This window comes from Pseudomonas monachiensis (genome assembly GCF_047345015.1).
GTDB lineage: Bacteria > Pseudomonadota > Gammaproteobacteria > Pseudomonadales > Pseudomonadaceae > Aquipseudomonas > Aquipseudomonas monachiensis.
Window position 1 is genome coordinate 4633239 of sequence record NZ_CP178857.1, and the last position, 18904, is coordinate 4652142.

Annotated in this window: 17 protein-coding genes, 4 tRNA genes and 2 pseudogenes; 5 read left to right on the forward strand and 18 right to left on the reverse strand. The window is 58.9% G+C overall.

Annotated features, from left to right (window positions below):
* The first annotated feature begins 422 nt into the window (after positions 1 to 422).
* The 3 genes from ACMDB8_RS20680 (at position 423) to ACMDB8_RS20690 (ending at position 2773) form a co-directional block, all read left to right on the forward strand.
* Complete coding sequence (locus ACMDB8_RS20680) at positions 423 to 1646, forward strand: type II and III secretion system protein family protein (protein WP_056727244.1); 1224 nt, start codon at positions 423 to 425, stop codon at positions 1644 to 1646.
* 119 nt (positions 1647 to 1765) lie between these two features.
* A complete protein-coding gene (locus ACMDB8_RS20685) occupies positions 1766 to 2479 on the forward strand; it encodes a hypothetical protein (RefSeq protein WP_056727246.1) in 714 nt (237 codons plus the stop codon).
* 18 nt (positions 2480 to 2497) lie between these two features.
* On the forward strand, positions 2498 to 2773 hold the full coding sequence (locus tag ACMDB8_RS20690) for a DUF3613 domain-containing protein (RefSeq protein ID WP_056727248.1): 276 nt from the start codon (positions 2498 to 2500) through the stop codon (positions 2771 to 2773).
* 214 nt (positions 2774 to 2987) lie between these two features.
* Here ACMDB8_RS20690 and ACMDB8_RS20695 read toward each other — a convergent pair whose 3' ends face one another.
* The 11 genes from ACMDB8_RS20695 to ACMDB8_RS20745 form a co-directional block, all read right to left on the reverse strand.
* Positions 2988 to 3950 (reverse strand): type II secretion system F family protein, encoded by a 963-nt coding sequence (locus ACMDB8_RS20695; protein WP_056727250.1) that lies wholly within the window; start codon positions 3948 to 3950, stop codon positions 2988 to 2990.
* 29 nt (positions 3951 to 3979) lie between these two features.
* The gene (locus ACMDB8_RS20700; RefSeq protein ID WP_409078936.1) at positions 3980 to 4966 is read right to left on the reverse strand and encodes a type II secretion system F family protein; all 987 of its coding nucleotides are present in this window, start codon (positions 4964 to 4966) and stop codon (positions 3980 to 3982) included.
* Positions 4963 to 6405 carry a CpaF family protein gene (locus ACMDB8_RS20705; protein WP_056727253.1) on the reverse strand — a complete coding sequence of 481 codons (1443 nt, stop codon included), beginning with the start codon at positions 6403 to 6405 and terminating at the stop codon, positions 4963 to 4965. The genes ACMDB8_RS20700 and ACMDB8_RS20705 overlap by 4 nt, the downstream gene beginning before the upstream one ends.
* A 3-nt stretch (positions 6406 to 6408) precedes the next feature.
* The gene (locus ACMDB8_RS20710; RefSeq protein WP_409078937.1) at positions 6409 to 7629 is read right to left on the reverse strand and encodes an AAA family ATPase; all 1221 of its coding nucleotides are present in this window, start codon (positions 7627 to 7629) and stop codon (positions 6409 to 6411) included.
* Positions 7623 to 8117, reverse strand: coding sequence for a TadE/TadG family type IV pilus assembly protein (locus ACMDB8_RS20715; protein WP_056727257.1), 495 nt, complete (start codon positions 8115 to 8117; stop codon positions 7623 to 7625). The genes ACMDB8_RS20710 and ACMDB8_RS20715 overlap by 7 nt, the downstream gene beginning before the upstream one ends.
* Positions 8117 to 8596 carry a TadE/TadG family type IV pilus assembly protein gene (locus ACMDB8_RS20720; protein WP_056727259.1) on the reverse strand — a complete coding sequence of 160 codons (480 nt, stop codon included), beginning with the start codon at positions 8594 to 8596 and terminating at the stop codon, positions 8117 to 8119. The genes ACMDB8_RS20715 and ACMDB8_RS20720 overlap by 1 nt, the downstream gene beginning before the upstream one ends.
* 8 nt (positions 8597 to 8604) lie before the next feature.
* Positions 8605 to 9951 carry a pilus assembly protein TadG-related protein gene (locus ACMDB8_RS20725; RefSeq protein ID WP_056727260.1) on the reverse strand — a complete coding sequence of 449 codons (1347 nt, stop codon included), beginning with the start codon at positions 9949 to 9951 and terminating at the stop codon, positions 8605 to 8607.
* Between the two features lie 75 nt (positions 9952 to 10026).
* The gene (cpaB, locus tag ACMDB8_RS20730; protein ID WP_056727262.1) at positions 10027 to 10860 is read right to left on the reverse strand and encodes a Flp pilus assembly protein CpaB; all 834 of its coding nucleotides are present in this window, start codon (positions 10858 to 10860) and stop codon (positions 10027 to 10029) included.
* A gap of 15 nt (positions 10861 to 10875) precedes the next feature.
* A complete protein-coding gene (locus tag ACMDB8_RS20735; RefSeq protein WP_056727263.1) occupies positions 10876 to 12204 on the reverse strand; it encodes a hypothetical protein in 1329 nt (442 codons plus the stop codon).
* Positions 12205 to 12206: 2 nt separating this feature from the next.
* A complete protein-coding gene (locus ACMDB8_RS20740) occupies positions 12207 to 12731 on the reverse strand; it encodes an A24 family peptidase (RefSeq protein WP_056727265.1) in 525 nt (174 codons plus the stop codon).
* A gap of 180 nt (positions 12732 to 12911) precedes the next feature.
* Positions 12912 to 13103 carry a Flp family type IVb pilin gene (locus ACMDB8_RS20745; RefSeq protein WP_056727267.1) on the reverse strand — a complete coding sequence of 64 codons (192 nt, stop codon included), beginning with the start codon at positions 13101 to 13103 and terminating at the stop codon, positions 12912 to 12914.
* Between the two features lie 406 nt (positions 13104 to 13509).
* Here ACMDB8_RS20745 and ACMDB8_RS20750 point away from each other — a divergent pair, with 406 nt between their 5' ends.
* Positions 13510 to 14379, forward strand: a complete 870-nt coding sequence (locus tag ACMDB8_RS20750) for an AraC family transcriptional regulator (RefSeq protein WP_409078938.1) — start codon at positions 13510 to 13512, stop codon at positions 14377 to 14379.
* Positions 14380 to 14437: 58 nt separating this feature from the next.
* Here ACMDB8_RS20750 and ACMDB8_RS20755 read toward each other — a convergent pair.
* The 4 genes from ACMDB8_RS20755 to ACMDB8_RS20770 form a co-directional block, all read right to left on the reverse strand.
* Positions 14438 to 14513: transfer RNA gene (locus ACMDB8_RS20755), tRNA-Gly, on the reverse strand.
* 3 nt (positions 14514 to 14516) lie between these two features.
* A tRNA-Glu gene (locus ACMDB8_RS20760) sits at positions 14517 to 14592 on the reverse strand.
* Positions 14593 to 14696: 104 nt separating this feature from the next.
* Positions 14697 to 14772, reverse strand: a tRNA-Gly gene (locus ACMDB8_RS20765).
* Positions 14773 to 14774: 2 nt separating this feature from the next.
* Positions 14775 to 14850: transfer RNA gene (locus ACMDB8_RS20770), tRNA-Glu, on the reverse strand.
* Positions 14851 to 15235: 385 nt separating this feature from the next.
* On the opposite strand from ACMDB8_RS20770, the gene ACMDB8_RS20775 reads away from it, so the two are divergent.
* Complete coding sequence (locus ACMDB8_RS20775; protein WP_056727275.1) at positions 15236 to 15994, forward strand: hypothetical protein; 759 nt, start codon at positions 15236 to 15238, stop codon at positions 15992 to 15994.
* Positions 15995 to 16569: 575 nt separating this feature from the next.
* Here ACMDB8_RS20775 and ACMDB8_RS20780 read toward each other — a convergent pair.
* The 3 genes and pseudogenes from ACMDB8_RS20780 to ACMDB8_RS20790 form a co-directional block, all read right to left on the reverse strand.
* Positions 16570 to 16920, reverse strand: a pseudogene (locus ACMDB8_RS20780) (aldo/keto reductase); the annotation flags it as partial.
* A 16-nt stretch (positions 16921 to 16936) separates the two neighbouring features.
* Positions 16937 to 17818, reverse strand: a complete 882-nt coding sequence (locus ACMDB8_RS20785; protein ID WP_409078949.1) for a methyl-accepting chemotaxis protein — start codon at positions 17816 to 17818, stop codon at positions 16937 to 16939.
* Positions 17798 to 18901, reverse strand: a pseudogene (locus ACMDB8_RS20790) (HAMP domain-containing protein); the annotation flags it as partial. The pseudogene ACMDB8_RS20790 and the gene ACMDB8_RS20785, both read right to left, overlap by 21 nt.
* Positions 18902 to 18904: the final 3 nt, after the last annotated feature.

Below are 18904 nucleotides of genomic sequence, written 5' to 3' on the forward strand. Positions count from 1 at the left end.
CTACCTTCAAACTACAAGAAGTCATAACGGCTCGAGTTTCCACGTTAGCTTCAGTGATCAGATAGCGGATTGGCAAAAGGAGTTACCTCACCATGATCCTGGCAGGCGTTTTCCGGCTCTGTTCCTGTATTGCCGATTTGTTTCAGGGGAAACCAGGACAGCAGACAGTGCCATCCCCAGGCGCGGGTATCGCTCTGGCGCGCAGTCCAGGTTACCGAATCACTGAAAACCGTTTCAGCAAAGGTCGCTCGCTATCCAGCCAGATCAGCGAATGGCGCCCGCTCGTGTGTAGCACGCAAGGAATAACGCCTGGGCCATGGATGAGTGGTCTGGCGCATTGGGGGGGATAGTCCGATCCCCATGAAGTGATCCGAGACAACTCTGTCAGCCTAAAGATGGCCTATCCAGCGAGGATGTACTTGATGAGCTTTCGTACCGAGCCCGCTTTCAAGCGAATTATCCATGGCCTGTTCTGGATGGGCCTCAGCGTGGATGCGGCTCAGGCCGCGCCAGCCAATTGCCCGCAGCTGGACAATTGGCCGACAACGTACGAGGTCGGTCAGGGACTGCAGAATGAACTGCGCAGCCCCGTTCCGGTAACGCAACTGGCGGTGGGTGACCCGAAAATTGCCGACGTGCAACCCAGCGGCAACAACGCGTTCATTCTCACGGGCATTGCACCGGGAACCACCAGCCTGATGGTCTGGACCGCCTGTTCGAAAACGCCGCGCCAAAGCATGGTGTTCGTCAAGGGCAAGGCCACGTCGGCGCTGACCAGCGTGCCGTCGGTGCCTTCCGACGACCCGCTGCTGCCGAGCCAGGTGCAGACTGATGTCCGCTTCGTTGAAGTCAGCCGGACCAAGCTCAAGGAAGCCTCCGCCTCGATTTTCGGCGTCCGGGGCAACTGGCTGTTCGGCTCGCCGAGAACCTTGCCCACCATCGGCGGCATAGTCACGCCGGCGATACCGGTGAGAAACGACCAGTTCAACCTCACGTTTGCTACCGGCAGTACCCTGGTGGCGATCAACGCGCTGGAAGGCAGCGGTTTCGCCTACACCCTGGCGCGACCAAGCCTGGTTGCGCTCAGCGGGCAGAGTGCGAGCTTTCTGGCCGGCGGTGAAGTACCAATTCCAGTGCCCAGTTCAGGCAGCGATAACGTGTCCATCGAGTACAAGGAATTCGGTATACGCCTGACCCTGACGCCGACCATCGTCGGGAAAAACCGTATCGCACTGAAGGTGGCGCCGGAAGTCAGTGAACTGGACTTCACCAACGCCGTAAGCATCGCCGGCACGATAGTCCCGGCCCTGACCGTGCGCCGTACCGATACCAGCATCTCCCTGGCCGACGGCGAAAGCTTCGTCATCAGCGGCCTGATCAGCACCCACAACGACTCCCAGGTGAACAAGTTTCCGGGGTTGGGCGATATCCCGATTCTGGGCGCGTTTTTCCGCGACAACACCATCAACCGTGAAGAGCGCGAACTGCTGATGATCGTCACCCCGCATCTGGTCCAGCCATTGGCTGCCGATGCACCACTACCGTCATTGCCTGGCGAGCAGCTGCGCAATTACGACCCGAACTTCTATCGCATGTTTTTCCTGGAAAATGGCGACTTCGACAGTCTCAGCGGGCTCTCGCAATGAAACGAAGCCTGAACCGCACTGACCTCGCCCTCACTCGTAACGGTGACTTTGAACGCTTGCCGGGCCAGCTGTGCTGCCATTGGCCAGGCGTTCAACGTGTTGTAGTCAGGGGACATTCAATGAAAGCAGTCATTGCAATAGCGGCGACATTGATGCTCGCAGGTTGTGCCAGCAATGGCCTGTCTTCGCGACCGGGTAGCTGTGCCAAGCCCGGTTCGGACCAGGAATTGACCCTGAACCTTGCCGACAACATGGCCAGCGAAGGCCGCTTGTATGCCAGCCTGGCGAATCTGGAAGGTTTGCCCGATAGCGTGGTTCAGGTTCGCCTGCGCAAGGCTCGGGTGCTGCGCTTGATGGGGCGTAACTCGGAGGCGGAGCCGTTGTATCAAAGCTTGCTCGGCACCTGTCTGGCAGCTGAAGGGGAACATGGCCTGGGCCAGTTGGCCGCCGCCAGAAATGATAACGCCACCGCTACCACTCACCTTGAGCGTGCGGTGTGGATGGCCCCCACCGACGACAGGATGCGAAATGACCTGGGGGTCGTCTACCTCAATCAACGACGGATCCCCGAAGCACGCATTGAGTTCATGACCGCCATGGAGCTCAAGCAGGCAAACACACTGGCGGCACTCAATATGGTGACGTTGCTGATCTATCAGGATAACTGGAAGGCGGCAGCCGAACTCGTGACCCGCGCCGACTTGAGCCCCAAGCAAGTCGTAGAGGCTCAAACCCGCGCGGAAAAACTCAAGACCTCCGCCAAAAAAGTGGTGGCCTCCGAGGGGAATCGCAAGACTGAGGTAGCCGATGCCTCTTCCAGTGCGAACAAGTAGAACGTACGAGGAGTCGAGATGAATACCAAAAGGCTGTTGATCGTGTGCATGGCTTGCCTGTCCACCAGTGCCTGGGCCATTGGGCCGGGGCCCTCCTCGCCGTATCAACAAGGCACCGAGCAGTGGTTGCAGCTGCAGATTCGCGGTGTGGTTGCCTCCCCGCACCTGCAAACCGCCTCGGCCACCGAACGTGACCTGGCCATGCAGCGCTGGCTGAACAGTTTCAACTTTCCGATACCGGAATTTTTTGACCAGGATGCAGCGGGAGATATGAGCGTCAGCGGCGGCAACTGAGGCATGTCGATGGGTGATCAGCCTCTGACGTAGTCTAGATAGGCCTGGCTGCAAAGCCGGGCTTGATGTCGTGTGCAGGAAAGCAGTGGCATCTACGCATTATCCATCCCAGGACGGATTACCCCGGAGCAGATGTTTAGATCCCTGGCAGGAAAGTGCAGATCAGGCTCGAGTGGCAAGGCCGTCGCACTCGACAGCCTCAAGCCCCTTGACCTCACCCGAATGCTCTCAATACCCCGATCAGGGCCGGGCCGATGGCAACCAGAAAGAAGCTCGGCCACAGGCAGAAAATCAACGGGAATATCAGTTTGGTACCGATTTTCGCCCCCGCCTCTTCGGCGGCTTGGGTACGCCGGTCACGGAATTCATCGGCATAGATACGCAGGGTGTCGGCCACGCTGGTACCAAAGCGGATGCTCTGCGCCAACAGGCCAACCAACCCTTGTACGTCATCCAGACCGGTGCGCACAGCCAATTGCTTGAGTGCCTCGGTACTGCTAATGCCCGCGCGGATTTGCGCATTGACCAGAGCCAGTTCTTCAGCCAGTTCGACCTGACTGACTGACATTTCCTCAGCCACCCGTTCGATCGTCGTGGGCAAGGCCAGGCCAGACTCCACGCACACTACCATCAGATCCAGCGCATCCGGAAACGCGGCACGCAGCCGACCTTGTCGCAACTGCTTGCGCTTGGTGACATACAGCGCTGGCGCCAACCATCCGATAGCGGCCACCATGAACACCAACGACATCCCCATGATCAGGGAAACCTTGGGAATCATCGGCAACAGCAACAACGCAATACCGATCAATAACAGAGGCAGCATCAAGCGCACCGCCCAGTACATCTGCACCGCCGACGAGGAACGGTACCCCGCATGCATCAACAGGGTCTGGGTGATACTAGTCTGAGCCGACTCGGCCGAGCCAAAGCGCTGGCCGACCCGCTCCAGCAACAGTTGCAAGTTACCCGGCGCTTCCTGCCCCGTCGTATTGCCGAAATGACCACGCTTGATCAGCGCCAGACGACGCTGCACCGGGTCCTGAAGCCCCTGCATCAGCAAGATCACGGCGACGACCACAAGCACCGTACTCAAGCCGACCGCGCCAAGGAACAACAGGCGCGCCATCTCCTCGTTCTCCGTGACCCGACTGAACAACCCGAGCAAAAAGTCCATTATCTGTACCTCCCGGTAGCGAACACCGCTTAAACCTGAATCCTGATGATTTTGCGTATCCAGAAAATCCCGATCAACATGGCGCAGAACGCCCCGATGATCAGCTTGTGACCGGTGGGGTCATTGATCAGCACAGGCAAGTAACTGGGAGTGGTGAGTATGATCGCGATCGCCAGCACAAAGGGAATGGTCACCAGTATCCAGGCTGACATCCTCCCCTCGGCCGACAGGGTTTTGACCTTGCGCTGGAAGCGAAAGCGCCCACGGATCAAGCGACTCAAACGTTCCAGCACCTCGGTCAAATTGCCGCCAGTCTCGCGATGGATGAGGATCGAAGTCACGAGCATCATCACCGTCATGCTCGGCATCCTCTCCAGCAGGCCGAGCATGGCCCGGCGCACATCGTTGCCATAGTTGATATCGGAGAAGGTCAGGCCGAACTCATGAGCCACCGGCCCTTTGTGCTCCTCGGCCACCAGGCGCAAGGTTTCGTTGAAGGGGTGCCCGGCGCGCAGAGCGCGGCACATGGCATCCAGCGCATCCGGCAAGCCTTCCTCGAACTCAGCGAAACGCTTGCTACGGTCACGAGATATTTTCAGTATGGGTAACCAGAAAACCGCGAAACCCGCCACCAGCGCCATCCACCAGACTGACGAAACCATCCAGACCAGGATACCCACCCAGCCCCCCAGTACCAGCCCGAGCAACAATACCCGATAGGCTCGGTACTCGTGCCCGGACTGCTCTATCATTTGCGTCAATGCTTCCATGAAGGGCAGTTGTTCAAGACTGGCCTCCAGTGGCGACAGACGCGTCAGGTATTTCTGTCGCAACACTGTCTGCATGTTGGGCTGATTGTTGGCTTTCTCCATTACATTCAAGCGGCCGCGGATGCGCTTGCGCATCTTGCCGGCCTCGCCGAATACCGGCACCGCAACGCTCTGGGACAGGAGGAAGACGGCGATAAACACCATGCCAAGGAACATCAGAATGAATTCACCAGGAATACTGCTCATGACTGCCGTGCCTCCATCCACTCAGGCCTGAACATCGCAAGCGGCAATTCGATGCCGCGTTTGGCAAGCACATCGCGGAAGGCGGGGATCATGCCGCTGGGCCGATAATCACCCAACACTTCGCCGTTTTCGCCCATGCCATGGCGTGCAAAGGAGAAGATTTCGGTCATGGTGATGATCTCACCCTCCATGCCGTTGATTTCCTGCACGCTGACCAGGCGGCGCTTACCGTCCTCCTGACGCTCCAGCTGGATAACCACATCGATGGCCGAAGCAATCTGTTGACGCATGGCCTTGATCGGGAAGGTCGCCCCGGTCATCGACACCATGTTCTCGACCCGCCCCAACGCATCGCGCGCGGTGTTGGCATGGATCGTGGTCAACGAGCCGTCGTGGCCGGTGTTCATCGCGGTCAGCATGTCCAGCGCCTCGACGCCGCGCACTTCGCCGATCACGATGCGGTCCGGGCGCATCCGCAGGCTGTTGCGCACCAACTCCCGCTGGCTCACCTCGCCGCGCCCCTCGATATTCGAAGGCCGGGTTTCCAGGCGCACCACGTGGGGCTGCTGCAGTTGCAGTTCAGCCGAATCCTCGATGGTAACGATCCGCTCGTTGTGCGGAATGAAACTGGACAGGACATTGAGCATGGTGGTCTTGCCGCTGCCGGTACCGCCGGAAATCAGCACGTTCAAGCGCCCACGGACAATCGCCTTGAGCAGCAGGGCAATGGCCGGGGTCAACGTCCCCACCTGGATCAGGCTGTCGGTATTGAGCAGGTCCACCGCAAAGCGCCGGATCGACATGCTCGGGCCGTCGATGGCCAGTGGCGGGATAATCGCGTTGACCCGCGAACCGTCCTTGAGCCGGGCGTCCACCAAGGGCGAAGACTCGTCGATACGCCGCCCCAGGCTGGAAACGATACGGTCAATGATGTTCAGCAAATGCTGATCATCGCGAAAGCGCACATCGGTGCGTTGCAGCTTGCCGAAGCGCTCGACATAGACCGAGGAAAAGCCGTTGACCAGAATGTCGGACACGCTGTGATCGGCCAGCAACGGCTCCAGGGGGCCAAGGCCGAGCACCTCGTCGGTGATCTGCTTGATGATCAACTGGCGGCTGGAAGTACTCACCGGCGCCGAATGCTCATCGAGCAGGCGCTGGCAAATATCGCGAATCTGCCGCGTGGCCTCAGCCTGTTCAAGGGAGTCCAGCAGGGACAGGTCCATGACCTTGAGCAACTGCTGGTAGATCTTTTCTCGCCACTCGGCTTCCACCGGGGTGACCTGGGTTCTGGTTTCGTACATGACATCCGGGATTGCGTGCTCCCAAGCCATCAGTTCATCTGCCGGATCCGGCTGGTCACCGTCCAACGGGGTCACCGACGATGAGGCGGTTTTACCGGACTGTTTGCGCAAGCGGTTACGAAAGTCGCTGATCATGGGTCATCCCCCGAAAAAACGGTTGAAGGCGCGTTTGAGTAAGCTTTTGTTCCCGGCAGCCTGTTGACCGATCAGGTTCTCGGTCATGTCGCGCAGTGCAGCAGTGATCGCTGCCTTCGGCGCATGCAGCCCCAACGGCACGCCAGTGTTCTGGCTCTGGCTGACCAAGTTGAAGTCGTTGGGTAATTTCGACAGGTTCGTGCAGCGCAGCGCCTCGCCGATATCCTTGAGACTGACCGCTGCCGACTTGTCATAGCGGTTGACCACTATCTGCAATTGATCCCCACGCACGCCCAGGTCTTCGCGAAGAATCCGCACCAGGGAGCTGGCATCGCGCAGATGGCTGACGCTCTGCTGCACCACCACGTACACCCGGTCCGCCTGCTCCAGCACGGAGCCGGTGAGGTGATCGATCTGCCGTGGCAGATCGATCACTACCCAGTCATAGGTGGCGCGGGCCAACTGCAACAAGGTGTCAAGTTGCTCGGGTTGGGCATCCTGCGGCAGACACAGCTCACCGGCCCGGCCACCCAGCACATGCAAGGTCGGGCTGAAGTGGCTGCAAAAACCCCGTAGCGCGACACTGTCCATGCCGTCGATCTGATGCAACACCTCAAGATGGCTGTGGGTTTGCGCCACATCCAGGTAATGCGTCACGCTGCCAAATTGCAGGTCCATATCCAGCAACAGGGCACTGCCACCCTTCATGCTGAGCTGCTGAGCCAGATTGCAAGCCAGCATGGTGCCGCCGGATCCGCCCTTGGAGCTGGTCACGGCGATCAATTTGCCTTCAGTCCCACTGCCGTTCCGAACCTCCACGACCAGCCGATTCAAGGCGGCGACCAGTTCTGCCTCGGCTACTGGCTCGGGCAGCACGTCACGGGCGCCGGCCTGCATCGCCAGGCGCATGCCTTCCTGCTCGCTCAGCAGCCCGCACACCAGCATTGGTGGACGCTCATGGGCCGGGTGCTGCAACAGGGCCGCCAATTCCTCGCGCCACAGGTGGCTGACGCGCAACAGCAACAAGTCGGGCATCCGGTCCAGGCCATAGAGCGGGTCGACATGCCCATTGCTCACCAGGCGAGTGCTGACCTCCAGGCTGGGCATGCGTTGGCAGACGCTTTGCAGGTCGCGCAACGACGTGGCATCACGGCTGCTGATCAGCAACCTGAGCCCGGCTTTGCCGGTCGAGGCAGAGAGTGGAGTGTCCTTGGTATTCAGCATGGCGTGATCTCCCCGGAATCGGAATGACGCCCGAGGCTTTCGCGTGGCAACGTTGCCCTGAATGCAGGCAAGGTAATGGACACGCCGAACCCGGGAATGAACAGATTGAAAACGAAGTTTTGCAGACTCAACCGGACATAGCGGATGGCACGAAATCCATTGGCCCCACTCGTGTCGGTGGGGTTGGCTACCAGCGCACCGGTTGCGTCCAGATAGCTCAGCGTCAGGTTGGTAGTGCTCAGATTTCCAATCAGTTGGCTCGTACCCGCATCGCCCGCCGCGTTGAAGATAGCCCGCTGCAACACCACCGGATCGCTGATATTGCACACCGCTGCCAAACGTGTCCCACGGCGCACGGCTTCATCCAGCGCATTGACCGTGAAGTACAGGCGGCCCATTTCCAACACGCCGAACAACAGCGTGAACATCAGCAGACCAATGAAGGCGAACTCCACGGTATAGGTGCCGCGCATGTGTTTTCGGTTCATCACAGGGCCCTCATCACGGTAGTGGCGACCAGCGGAATGCTCAGCGCAATCTGATTACCAATAAAACCGGGAAGCGATCCGGTGCAGTTGCCACCGCCAATCACCGGGCAGAACGTGTAAGTGATAGTGACCCGCACATGGTCGGTGCCCACTGCTACGACGTCCACGTTGGCAGTCGTCAACCCTGACACCACAGCGGTCCCGGTGTTGGCCGGCACGCCATACACCGCAACGTTTTTCGTCTCGGTCAGCAGCGTACTGCTCAGGGCAACCATGCCAAGCGTCGAGTTCCAGGCCTGACTGGCGACAAATCGGTCGGCATCGCGGCTGGCCTGCAGCAATAAGTTGTACTGGTAGAGCATGCGGCCGAACTCACCGAAGGCCAGCATCAGCAACAGTAATACCGGCAGGACGAGGGTGAACTCGACCAAGGCCAGGCCTTGCTGGCGCTGTGAATGCTTAAATCCGTGAAGTCTCATGACACCTCCTACGAGTCAGTGCTCGGAGTGCCGCTGCCGTTGATATAGGTTTTGTAGAGCTGGATGATCTGCGGGCCGGAATCGGTCGACGGCGACGGGCCGGCCACATTGTCGCCTTCGCACTCGCGCACAAACTGGCCGAAGATCTGCGCTTGCGTGCCGCCGCCATCCATGGGCTGCACCACGAAATAGCAGCCAAAGCCCAGGACAGGGATCGTAGTTGAACCGCCCTGTTTGCCGGTGCAGTCACCAACGACGATTTTCAGCATCCGGCGCTCGAATACCCCACCGCCCTGACAACCACTGCCGGACCCCGCTACACAGGCGGCAACACTTGCCTTCCAGTCGTTGTAGTCCAGTATCGCGTTGCTGCCCGCAGTGAGATTGCCACCACTCGAGATGACGGGTTGCCCCTGGTACAGCGTCTGCGCCGGGGTAACCGAGTCGTTGTAAGTGATCGCGGGATTGCTCGACGACGTCACCATGTCTGGCGGATAGTTCGAGGCACTGACCGGGCCGTTGTAGATGCCGAAGCGCGTATTCAAGCCTTGAGACGCAGGGCCGACCGTGTTGCCGGGTGAGGTCTGGACAGTCTCCCCCACATTGCGGCAGACCGAGCCGCCACCGGCCAGGTCTTCTCTGACCGAACTGCCGCCCGAACCGAAATCGAGCAATTGGAAGTTGCCAGGGCCAATGGCGGACGAATTGTTGGCAGCTGACTTCAACACCTGCAAATCACCAAACTGGAAGCCCCAGAACATGCCGGCGGCCGGGTCGTATTGAGTCGAGTCGCCACAGATCATCAACGGTGCGACATCACATGGGTTGGTGGGGCTGGGTCCGGCGGTGGCTATCGCCGCCACCGCTTTGGCTCCCAGACCGCCAGCGCCAAATACCTGGGCGAAGTTCCAGAAAAATCCTGTCAGGCTGTAGCTCGGTACCGATACCCGGACGTACTTGGCATCCGACGGGCCGGGATAGGAGAACGGGCCATAGACGCTGCTTGCCAGCTCCACCACCGCAAATGCAGCGGCGTTGCCGCCCACAGCCGTGGCCAGTTCGTTGTTGCCCAGGGCATTGGCATTCTGTACCAGCGTATTGAGCGCGGCGGTGCGCGTCGTGCTGGCGCTGTTGCTGCCACCCGCCACCTGGCTCAGGGTTTTGGCGCCACTCAGGGCGGCGGCATCCACCACATTCTGCAGGCGCGTTTTGTTCAGCAGAATATGCCCACCATCCAAAGCCAACGCCGCCATCATGGCCATCGCCGCCAACGCGATCACCATCAAAACACTCACCGATCCTTCCTGGCGCCTTGGCGTCGAAGTGAACGGCCGCTGAATACGAAGATTCATCATCAAGCCCTCGATTGCCGACACTGATCCGGATCGGCTCCGCCAATACCCTGGTGCCCAGGCACCTGTTGCACACTGTCAGCGAATGTTGACCACTTTGGCGTCGGTCCCGCGGATAACGGTGATACCCGCGCCCTCGCCACTGCTGCGCTGTACCACACGTTTTGGCGCCTCGGCGGTGGCCACGGCCATGGCCGGGGCAACAGGTGCGACAGGCGTGGCAGGCGTGGCAGGCGCAACGGCCGGGCTTTTCTTCTCGAGGTTCAGCGGGTTGCGCAGCGCCAGTTGCAACTTGCCTTCCGTCTGCGCCGTGACCAGGGTTTCCGCTTCAGCGGCCGACATCTCCAGGGTCACTGCGCGCACCACTACCGGTTGGGTCTTGTCGGTGCCCGCAGTCTGATCCACCGCCAGCACCCGCAAGTTCTCGAGGATGGTCCTGGACGTGGCGCTGTTACTGCCGGCATTGGTGGTTTTGGTCGCCAGTACATCGACCCGGTTACCCGGCAACAGGAATCCACCGACGCCGACCACATCGTCCACCCGTACCGAAATGGCGCGTTTGTCAGGCGCAATCAACGAGGCCAGGGTGCTGCCCCCCAGGTGTTCGCTCAGCCGTGCGCCGCGCACAATGTCGCCCCGCAGAATGTCGAAGGTTGCGATCTTGCCCACGGCTTTTTCACTGGCATCGAAGGCATCGTCCGGGATCGTATCCAAGGGCATGCGTACGGTCGTGACCTGCTGGGCCTCGACCATTTGCCCGAATGGAATTTCTACCGTGGCGACCACCACGTTTCGAAGGTGGTCATCCGGGCTGGCATTGAGCCGCGCGCTCAGCCAGGAGTCGGCCATCCATGCAGCCCCTAGGCCCATGGCCAGGGAAACGCCTATCAGGGTAAGCGTGCGAGAGCTCATGTCAGTATCTCCGTATCAAAGAAAGTCGAGCTGGACGAAGTAGTTGTGCCAGGCCCATTCCAACTCTTTCGGTGACAGTGGTCCGGAACCGCCCATATAACGCTGGCGATCGAGTGCCATGTTCAGGAGATCGCGGGGATGGCAAGGCACCAGGGGCATGCCTTCACTTGCATAAAGCCTTTGCAGCACATAACGCACCAGCAGCGGGTCATAGGAAATGCCCAGACGCTCGCTTTCCTGACGCCAGATCTTTTCGTACTCCTCAGGCTTCAGGTAACCGAATTGCAGCTTGTAGCCAATCCGGCGAAGGAAGGCCTCATCGGCCAGCTCCAGGGGATTGAGGTTGGTGGAAAACACCAGAATCAGATCGAACGGCAACTCACAATGCCGACCACCGCCCAGGTTGAGGAAGTCGCGCTTCTCTTCCATCGGGACGATCCAGCGATTGAGCAGCTCGGCGGGAGCCATGCGCTGGCGCCCCATGTCGTCAATGATGAACAGGCCATTGCTGGCCTTGAGCTGCAAGGCAGCCTGGTATTGACGGGTGAAAGGGTCATAGCGAACGTCCAGCTGTTCCATGCTCAACTCACCGCCAGTGATGACGATCGGGCGTTTGCAGCACAGCAGTCGACGGTCGATGCCTTCGTTGAGCATCAAAGTGTTCTGTTGAGCGTTATCATCGAGCCGCTGATGCACCTGCGGGTCATAGATCTCGATCACCGACTCGTTGATGACGATGGCATGGGGGATCCAGATGGCCTCGGCGAACAGACGGATCAGCCGACTGCTGACATAAGTCTTGCCGGTACCCGCGGGGCCATAAATCATGATCGCGCGCCCGGAGTTCATCGCCACACCCAACTGATCCAGCATCTCCTCCGTGAGCACTACGCCAGCAAGGGCATTGCGCATATCGTTGGCGTTGATGCGACCATGGTGAATGGTCTGCAGTTTGATCAGGGACCGGTAGGTACTCACCGGAAACGGTGCTGCGCCTATATAACCGCTACGCGACAGGGCATCGCGGGCGGCACTGCGACCACGTTCGGTCAGGCCATAACGCAGCATCTGCCCGCCCGTTTGACTCACCTGGCCCAGCACTTCGACACGGCCATCCTTGCGCAGAAACGCCAGGACCTCCTCTAGTACCGCGCCGGTCAGCGCCAGGCGTTCCACCAGCCGCGACATGTCCAGCACCCCGGCATCAAACAAATGCTTGCACACCAATTCGCCGAGAAAACTGTCGGTCAGACCGGTTTCGCGGATTGTGCACGGCTGAGGAGCCAATCTTTGCACCGCTCCCCGATCGCTGGGGTAGGCATCACTATCGACGATGACGTGCATGTCTAACCTCCGAATCCACCGGCAACTTGCCAGTAGACTATGTTCAAAGTGCCGATCAATATTGCAATCGAATATGGGAAAGGCTTGCCAGCGACTTCATCTGAAGTTGGCGCCAGATAAGCCTGCGCCCTTAGAATCAGCCAATAGCGCCCCAGGGTCTGACGCAATTGACCGCGAACCAGCACGATCAATAAACCGCATACGCCGCCAGCTATCAGGCTGAACATTGCAGCCCACAACGCGAGCTGGAACGGTAGAAAACTGCCGACCATGGCCATTAACTTGACGTCACCGGCGGCCATGCCACCGAAGGCGTACATCGGCAGAAACAGCGCAAAACAGATCAGGATACCCAGCAGGCCGTCACCCAATCCGCTGACACCACCTGTGTACATTTGACCGATCAATCCCAAGGTAAGCCCCACCAGGACAAGCATGTTGGGAATACGGTGGCTAAGCAGATCGCTCACCACCGCCACGCCCAAAAGTCCTATCAGTAAAACCATCGATACCAGTTCCGTGGACATGGCATGTCTCCCTGCGGGTATTAATCGTTAGCACACAACGTTGCTGTTGGCGGCCTTGAACAACGCAGTGATTTGGAACAGGGACAACGTGAAGCCCATTAAGAAAGTTGCCGGCGCCCTATCAGAAATAGCGGCAACCGGCTGCTCCGTGGACATCGACGCGTCCCCCAGCGGGAACTATCAGCAAGCGGAACCTTTGATCGCGGTGCACAGTGTCTGCATTTTTGTCTGAACCGCTAAGCCAAGGTTCGTGAAAATTGTGACGACAAGCGCCGTAACCAACCCACCGGCTACCGCGTACTCCACAACGGTCAGGCCATCTTCGTCTTTGACGAACTTCACTACCGAAGCCTTGATTGTTTGCATGATCATTTTGCCCACCTCACTCGAATGTTGTTTTTTCTGAGGCAGTACGTTCTGCGCTGCCTGAGTGCAACACTAGTCAGGAGCAAGGCATGAGCGTTAGGAAGATTTTGCGCATCGCTAGGACTTTTTTGCGGGACGACCAAATACGCAGCATTGGCCTTTGCAGCAGTAACGGGAGGGGTAAACAAGGCATTGAAACGCAAAGGCAATTGCCACTGATTCACAAGCGACAGGCGGTTCAACCCGGTTTTTTCGAAGACTCACGAGCAAACACTCGCCCTGGACAGACTTCCAGGCAACCCATAGAGCGAATGGAACTAAAAACCGTCTTTTCTATCGGGATTAAATCTGCAAAGTGATAGCACATTGGCAATACTGGCGAAGAGAGTCACTAGAACCACCGAGTAGAGACATGACGTCCAATTTGACCAAAAGGCCATCGCTCCTGTGGTTCGATCTGACTCATGATCGGTCCACGAAAGAACTCGTCACGCAGTTCGAGGACGCCTGCGAGTGCAATCTGGCGAAAAACTCCGTGTTGCCCATCAGGGAACACGCAGACATGATCTGCGTCCATTTCGATCGCCCCGACACTCCAGGTTTGAAGCTATTGCTGGAGATCAAACGCACAACCCCCACCATCCCGATCACCATGTTCACCGTGCAGCACTCAGAGGAACTGGCTGTATGGGCCATGCGCTCCAGCGTCTGGGAATACATGGTGCTTCCGCTCTCGACCACCGAGAGGAAGCGTTACCTGACGGCAGTGCTGCAGCTCTGCGAGCTGCGCCGAAATGCCCACGGCCAGGGCAAGTCATCGCAGATCGACCACTCCCCGACTCTGCCGGACAGCATCCGGCTGACCTCAGGACACCAAAAACACCAGGCGTTGAGCAATGTCATGCTGTACATCGAACAGCACTTTCGTGACAGCATCGATCAGAGGGACCTGGCGCAGCGCTGCGGCATGACGACATTTCGCTTCAGCCGCCTGTTCAAGGAAGCCAATGGGCAGGGCTTCACGGATTACATCCTGGACAAGCGCATGAACTTCGCCAAAGACCTGCTCGACAACAGCCAGATGCCGATTACCAGCATCGGCTATGAAGCCGGCTTCAAGGATCCTTCCTACTTCGCCCGTGCCTTCAAGCAGTTCGCCAACTGTACGCCCAGCGAATACCGACTGACACGCCAACTCAAAGCGGCTGCAGCTGCGCAACAGGTGCAGGATGAGAAAACCACTGAAGCGCTCGAAAGCCTGGTACAAACCCTCAGCGGTTGATCCTGCTTTTTACGCGCAAACGAAAACGCCGCTCAATGAGCGGCGTTTTCGTTAAATATGGAGCGGGAAACGAGACTCGAACTCGCGACCCCGACCTTGGCAAGGTCGTGCTCTACCAACTGAGCTATTCCCGCAAATGGCGTCCCCTAGGGGACTCGAACCCCTGTTACCGCCGTGAAAGGGCGGTGTCCTAGGCCACTAGACGAAGGGGACACGCTACCCGGAACACATGGTGTGTGTTTCGGTGTCCAGAGCCGCATCCGAAGACTTGGTTCTGGTTTCACTCAGCCCTGCCCGAAAGCAACGCTGTTTAAAATTGGAGCGGGAAACGAGACTCGAACTCGCGACCCCGACCTTGGCAAGGTCGTGCTCTACCAACTGAGCTATTCCCGCATTGGCGTCCCCTAGGGGACTCGAACCCCTGTTACCGCCGTGAAAGGGCGGTGTCCTAGGCCACTAGACGAAGGGGACACACGTACAACATTCACTCCCTGCTTCGTTTCGCTGTGTGCTTTACGCTGCAAGTGGCGCGCATTCTATGGATGGATTGAGAGGTCGTCAACCCCCTGATATAAATTTATTTAAATCAATGACTTCGACCTGCTTTTGGGAGCCGTTGCGGTTTTTCCGCTGCCCGGCGTTTGACGCCTATATTCTGGCACCCGCCAAGACGTTATAGTCCACGGGGTGATGGCAATCTGTATATCGAGTGCCATCATTTATAGAAACGGGGCTCCGGCCGATATAAGTACAAGCATGTCCGATCCAACCCGTCGTGCGGGCCTGGGCGCTCAATTGCCAAGCCACCAGACTCCCATGCGTAACCTATAAAGAGGTCTTACCGGTGACGCCACTCATGATCACCCTGCTAGTTGTAGTCGGGATCGCACTGTTGATCGCCATTGGCTACATGAACCATGTGGTGGAAAACAACAAGCTGGAAAAGGCCCGTACCAAGATCGAGCTCAACGATCGCCTGCGACGCTGCGGCGAGATCACCGAGACATTCCCCGGCCAGCTGATGACCCCGGCCCTCAAGCTACTGTTGGCCCGTCTGGAACTGAACGTCTGCCAGCGCCTGCTCAACCTGGAAAAATCCAGCGCCAACCTCAAGGCGCGGATCGCCGAACTGGAGGCCCTTGTCGGCCAGGGTGAATCCATCCCGGTCAACAATCCGCCAGCACCGATCCAGACGGAAGCCAAGGCCAAGGATGTACGCTTCCTGCTCGAAGCCCTGCACGGCCAGATTACCCGTGCGGCACAGGACGGTTTCCTGCCCCCCAACGAAGCCAAGCGCTGGATTCGTGAAGTGCGCCACATCCTGGTACTGCTGCACATCGAGTTCTTTAACAACCTCGGCCAGCACTCCCTGCAACAGAACCAGCCCGGACAGGCTCGCCTGGCATTCGAGCGCGGCGTGCAATACCTGCGCAAACAACAGGACCCACAGGTCTACGCCGAGCAACTGGGGTACCTGGAAAAACTCCTGGCCCGCGCCAACGACCAGGTCATGGATCGCATCGCACCGGTCGAAGGCGAGGTCAACCAATTGACCGAAGGCCTCAAGGACGTCGAGGCTGATGCGGACTGGAAGAAGAAAGTGATCTACGACTGATCAGCGAAATCACAAAAGCCACCGAGAGGTGGCTTTTTTTGGGTTCTTCACGCAATTCCGGGGAACACCGATACCTGTAGGAGACGGCTTGCTGGCGATGGCGGCCTCCTGGCTGGAGTATTTTATTGGTGGTGTACATATTCATTTCTGCGGTAACGGCCTCCTATGGTTCCGCTTTTACAGCGGGTTACTTGGAAAAGCGCCAAGTAACCAAACGCTTTTGCCCCTTACGTTCGGTGCCTCGCCTAGGCTCGGCATCCCCTTGCTCCGGTCCTGCTCCGTGGGCCCGCCGCGATCGGCCATCCATGGCCGTACGCGGCTAACCCGGCATCCATGCCGGGTTGCCCACTGCGCAGAACCTGCGCTCGGCCTCTCGAGGGGGCGTGCACCGCAACAGCACCGCGAGGCGAGCTAACGCTCGACCTCGTTGTATGGTGGTGTACGCGTTCCCCTGTAGGAGCTGCCGAAGGCTGCGATCTTTTGATCTTGCTTTTGCGATCGGGAAATGGTCTGCCGGCCAAGGCCTGACGCGGTGTTGCCCGGCCCGCCCGGTTCATCGAACGGGCCGGCAACCCTTAGCGGTCGAGCAGTTTCATGACTTCTTCCGGATAACGCAGGCCTGCGGTGGCATTGGCCGCAAAGATCGCTTCCAGCGCGTGCAGTTCTTCGCCACTCAGCGTCACCTCCAGTGCGGCCACGTTTTCTTCCAGGTATTTACGTTGCTTGGTGCCCGGAATCGGAATCAGGCAGTCACCCTGGGCCAGCACCCACACCAGCGCCAGTTGGCCCGCCGTCACGCCTTTTTCTGCCGCCAGCGCTTGTACCTGTTGCACCAGCAGCAGGTTTTTCGCGAAGTTTTCGCCCTGGAAGCGCGGGCTGAAACGACGATAATCGTCGGCCGCGAAATCATCCGCGGCTTTTTTGGCCTGGCCGATGATCGTTTCAAAGCCTGAAATGCCCCACCATTCCCTTCAGTTCAACCCCCAGTTGCGCCAACTGGATACTGGACGCGGCATTGCCCTGCATCGCCAGCGATGACTGATCGGCACTGGCGCGAATGCTGGTGACACTGCGATTGATCTCCTCGGCCACCGAGCTCTGCTCCTCCGCCGCCGCGGCGATCTGCTGGTTCATCTGCTGGATCAGCGACACCGCCGCCGCAATGCTTCCCAGCGCACTCTCGGTCTGCAAGGCATCGCTGACCGCCAGCTTCACCAACTCGCCACTGCTCTGGATCTGCTGCACCGACGACTGCGCCGCCAAACGCAAGGCGCTGACCAGGCGTTCGATTTCCTCGGTCGATTGCTGGGTTCGCTTGGCCAACGCACGCACTTCATCGGCCACCACCGCAAACCCCCTGCCCTGCTCGCCAGCCCGGGCCGCCTCGATCGCCGCGTTCAATGCCAGCAGATTGGTCTGCTCCGCCACACTTTTGATCACACTCAAAACCGTGCCGATGTTCTGGATTTCCGCACTCAGGCTTTCGATGCTCGAACTGGCCGAGGTGGCCGAGTTCGCCAGTTGTTCAATCCGCGCCATGCTCTGGCGCACCACCTGCTGGCCACTTTCAACCTTGCCGTCAGCCGTTTGCGCTGCCAGGGCCGCCTCCTCTGCATTACGCGCGACATCATGCACCGTGGCCGTCATCTGATTCATTGCAGTGGCGACCTGTTCGGTTTCCTCCTTCTGCGTGCTGACTTCGAGGTTGGTCTGTTCAGTCACCGCCGACAGCGATTGGGCGGAAGTCGCCAACTGCTCGATACCCGACTGCAAGCCGCTGACTATATGGCTGAGCCCCGCGCCCATTTGTTGCATTGCCTGCATCAACTGGCCGATTTCGTCACGACGGGTCACGTCAATGGTCGCACTCAAATCCCCTGAGGCAATCTGCTGCGCCACCTCAATCACACGGCGCAGCGGTGCCACGATCAACCGGGTGATAAACCACGCGGCAACCAACCCGACCAGCAAAGCCAGGGCGGAGGAGCCGATGATCAGCAACGAGTTCTTTTTCAGTTCAGCCTGCATCGCCATGTCTTGTGCAACATAAGCCTGATCCACCCGTTCGACCACTTGGGCTGCGCGCTGGTGCAATTGTTGATAGACGGTTTTTTCCTGCTCCAGCAGCCCGGTGTACTCGGCAAGTTTGTCGCTGAAACTGACGATATGGCCCATTACCTCATTGAGGACGGTCTGATAGCCCTCATCCTTGACCGTGGTCTTGAGCTGCTCGGCCTGGGCCAGTGCCTGGCTGGCCTGTTCGATCTTGCCCTGCCCGGCGCTATCGTCACCTTTGCGGCTTTGATCCAGGCGCACGCGCGCTTCATTCATGGCTTGCAGCATCAAGCGTGAAACCTGGCTGACCTGGCTGGCCTGCTCGATGAATTGCGCACCGTCCTTGCCTTCGGACTCTTTCAGCGTATAGGCGCCGTCATCGACGAGCCCGGATTGCAATACATCAAGGTTATTGGCCACGCTGGACACCGACCAACTGGCCATTTCCAGGGCCAGGTCCTTGGCCTGGGTAAGCGAGACAAACTCGTCGAAAGCCTTGCGATAGTCCCCCAGGGACTGTTCGACATCATTCATCACCGGCACGTTGGCCGCAGAAGCGGCCTTGAGCTGGCCGGCCAGGGCGATCAGGCCATCGACGCCCTCGTGCAGGGCATCGACGGTTTTCGGACTGCCGTGCAAGGCGTACTCCTGCTCCAGCAGCCGCACCTTGAGCAAACCGCTGTTGAGCGATGACATCTGCTTGAGCCCGTCGAAGCGCTGGCTGATGGTTTGCAGGGACCAAACGCCAATGCCCGCCACCAATGCAGTCAACAACAGTACCAGGACAAACCCGACACCCAGTTTTTTCGCCATACCGAGGTTGGCAAAACGTCCTTGCACGGCCGAATTCATTGC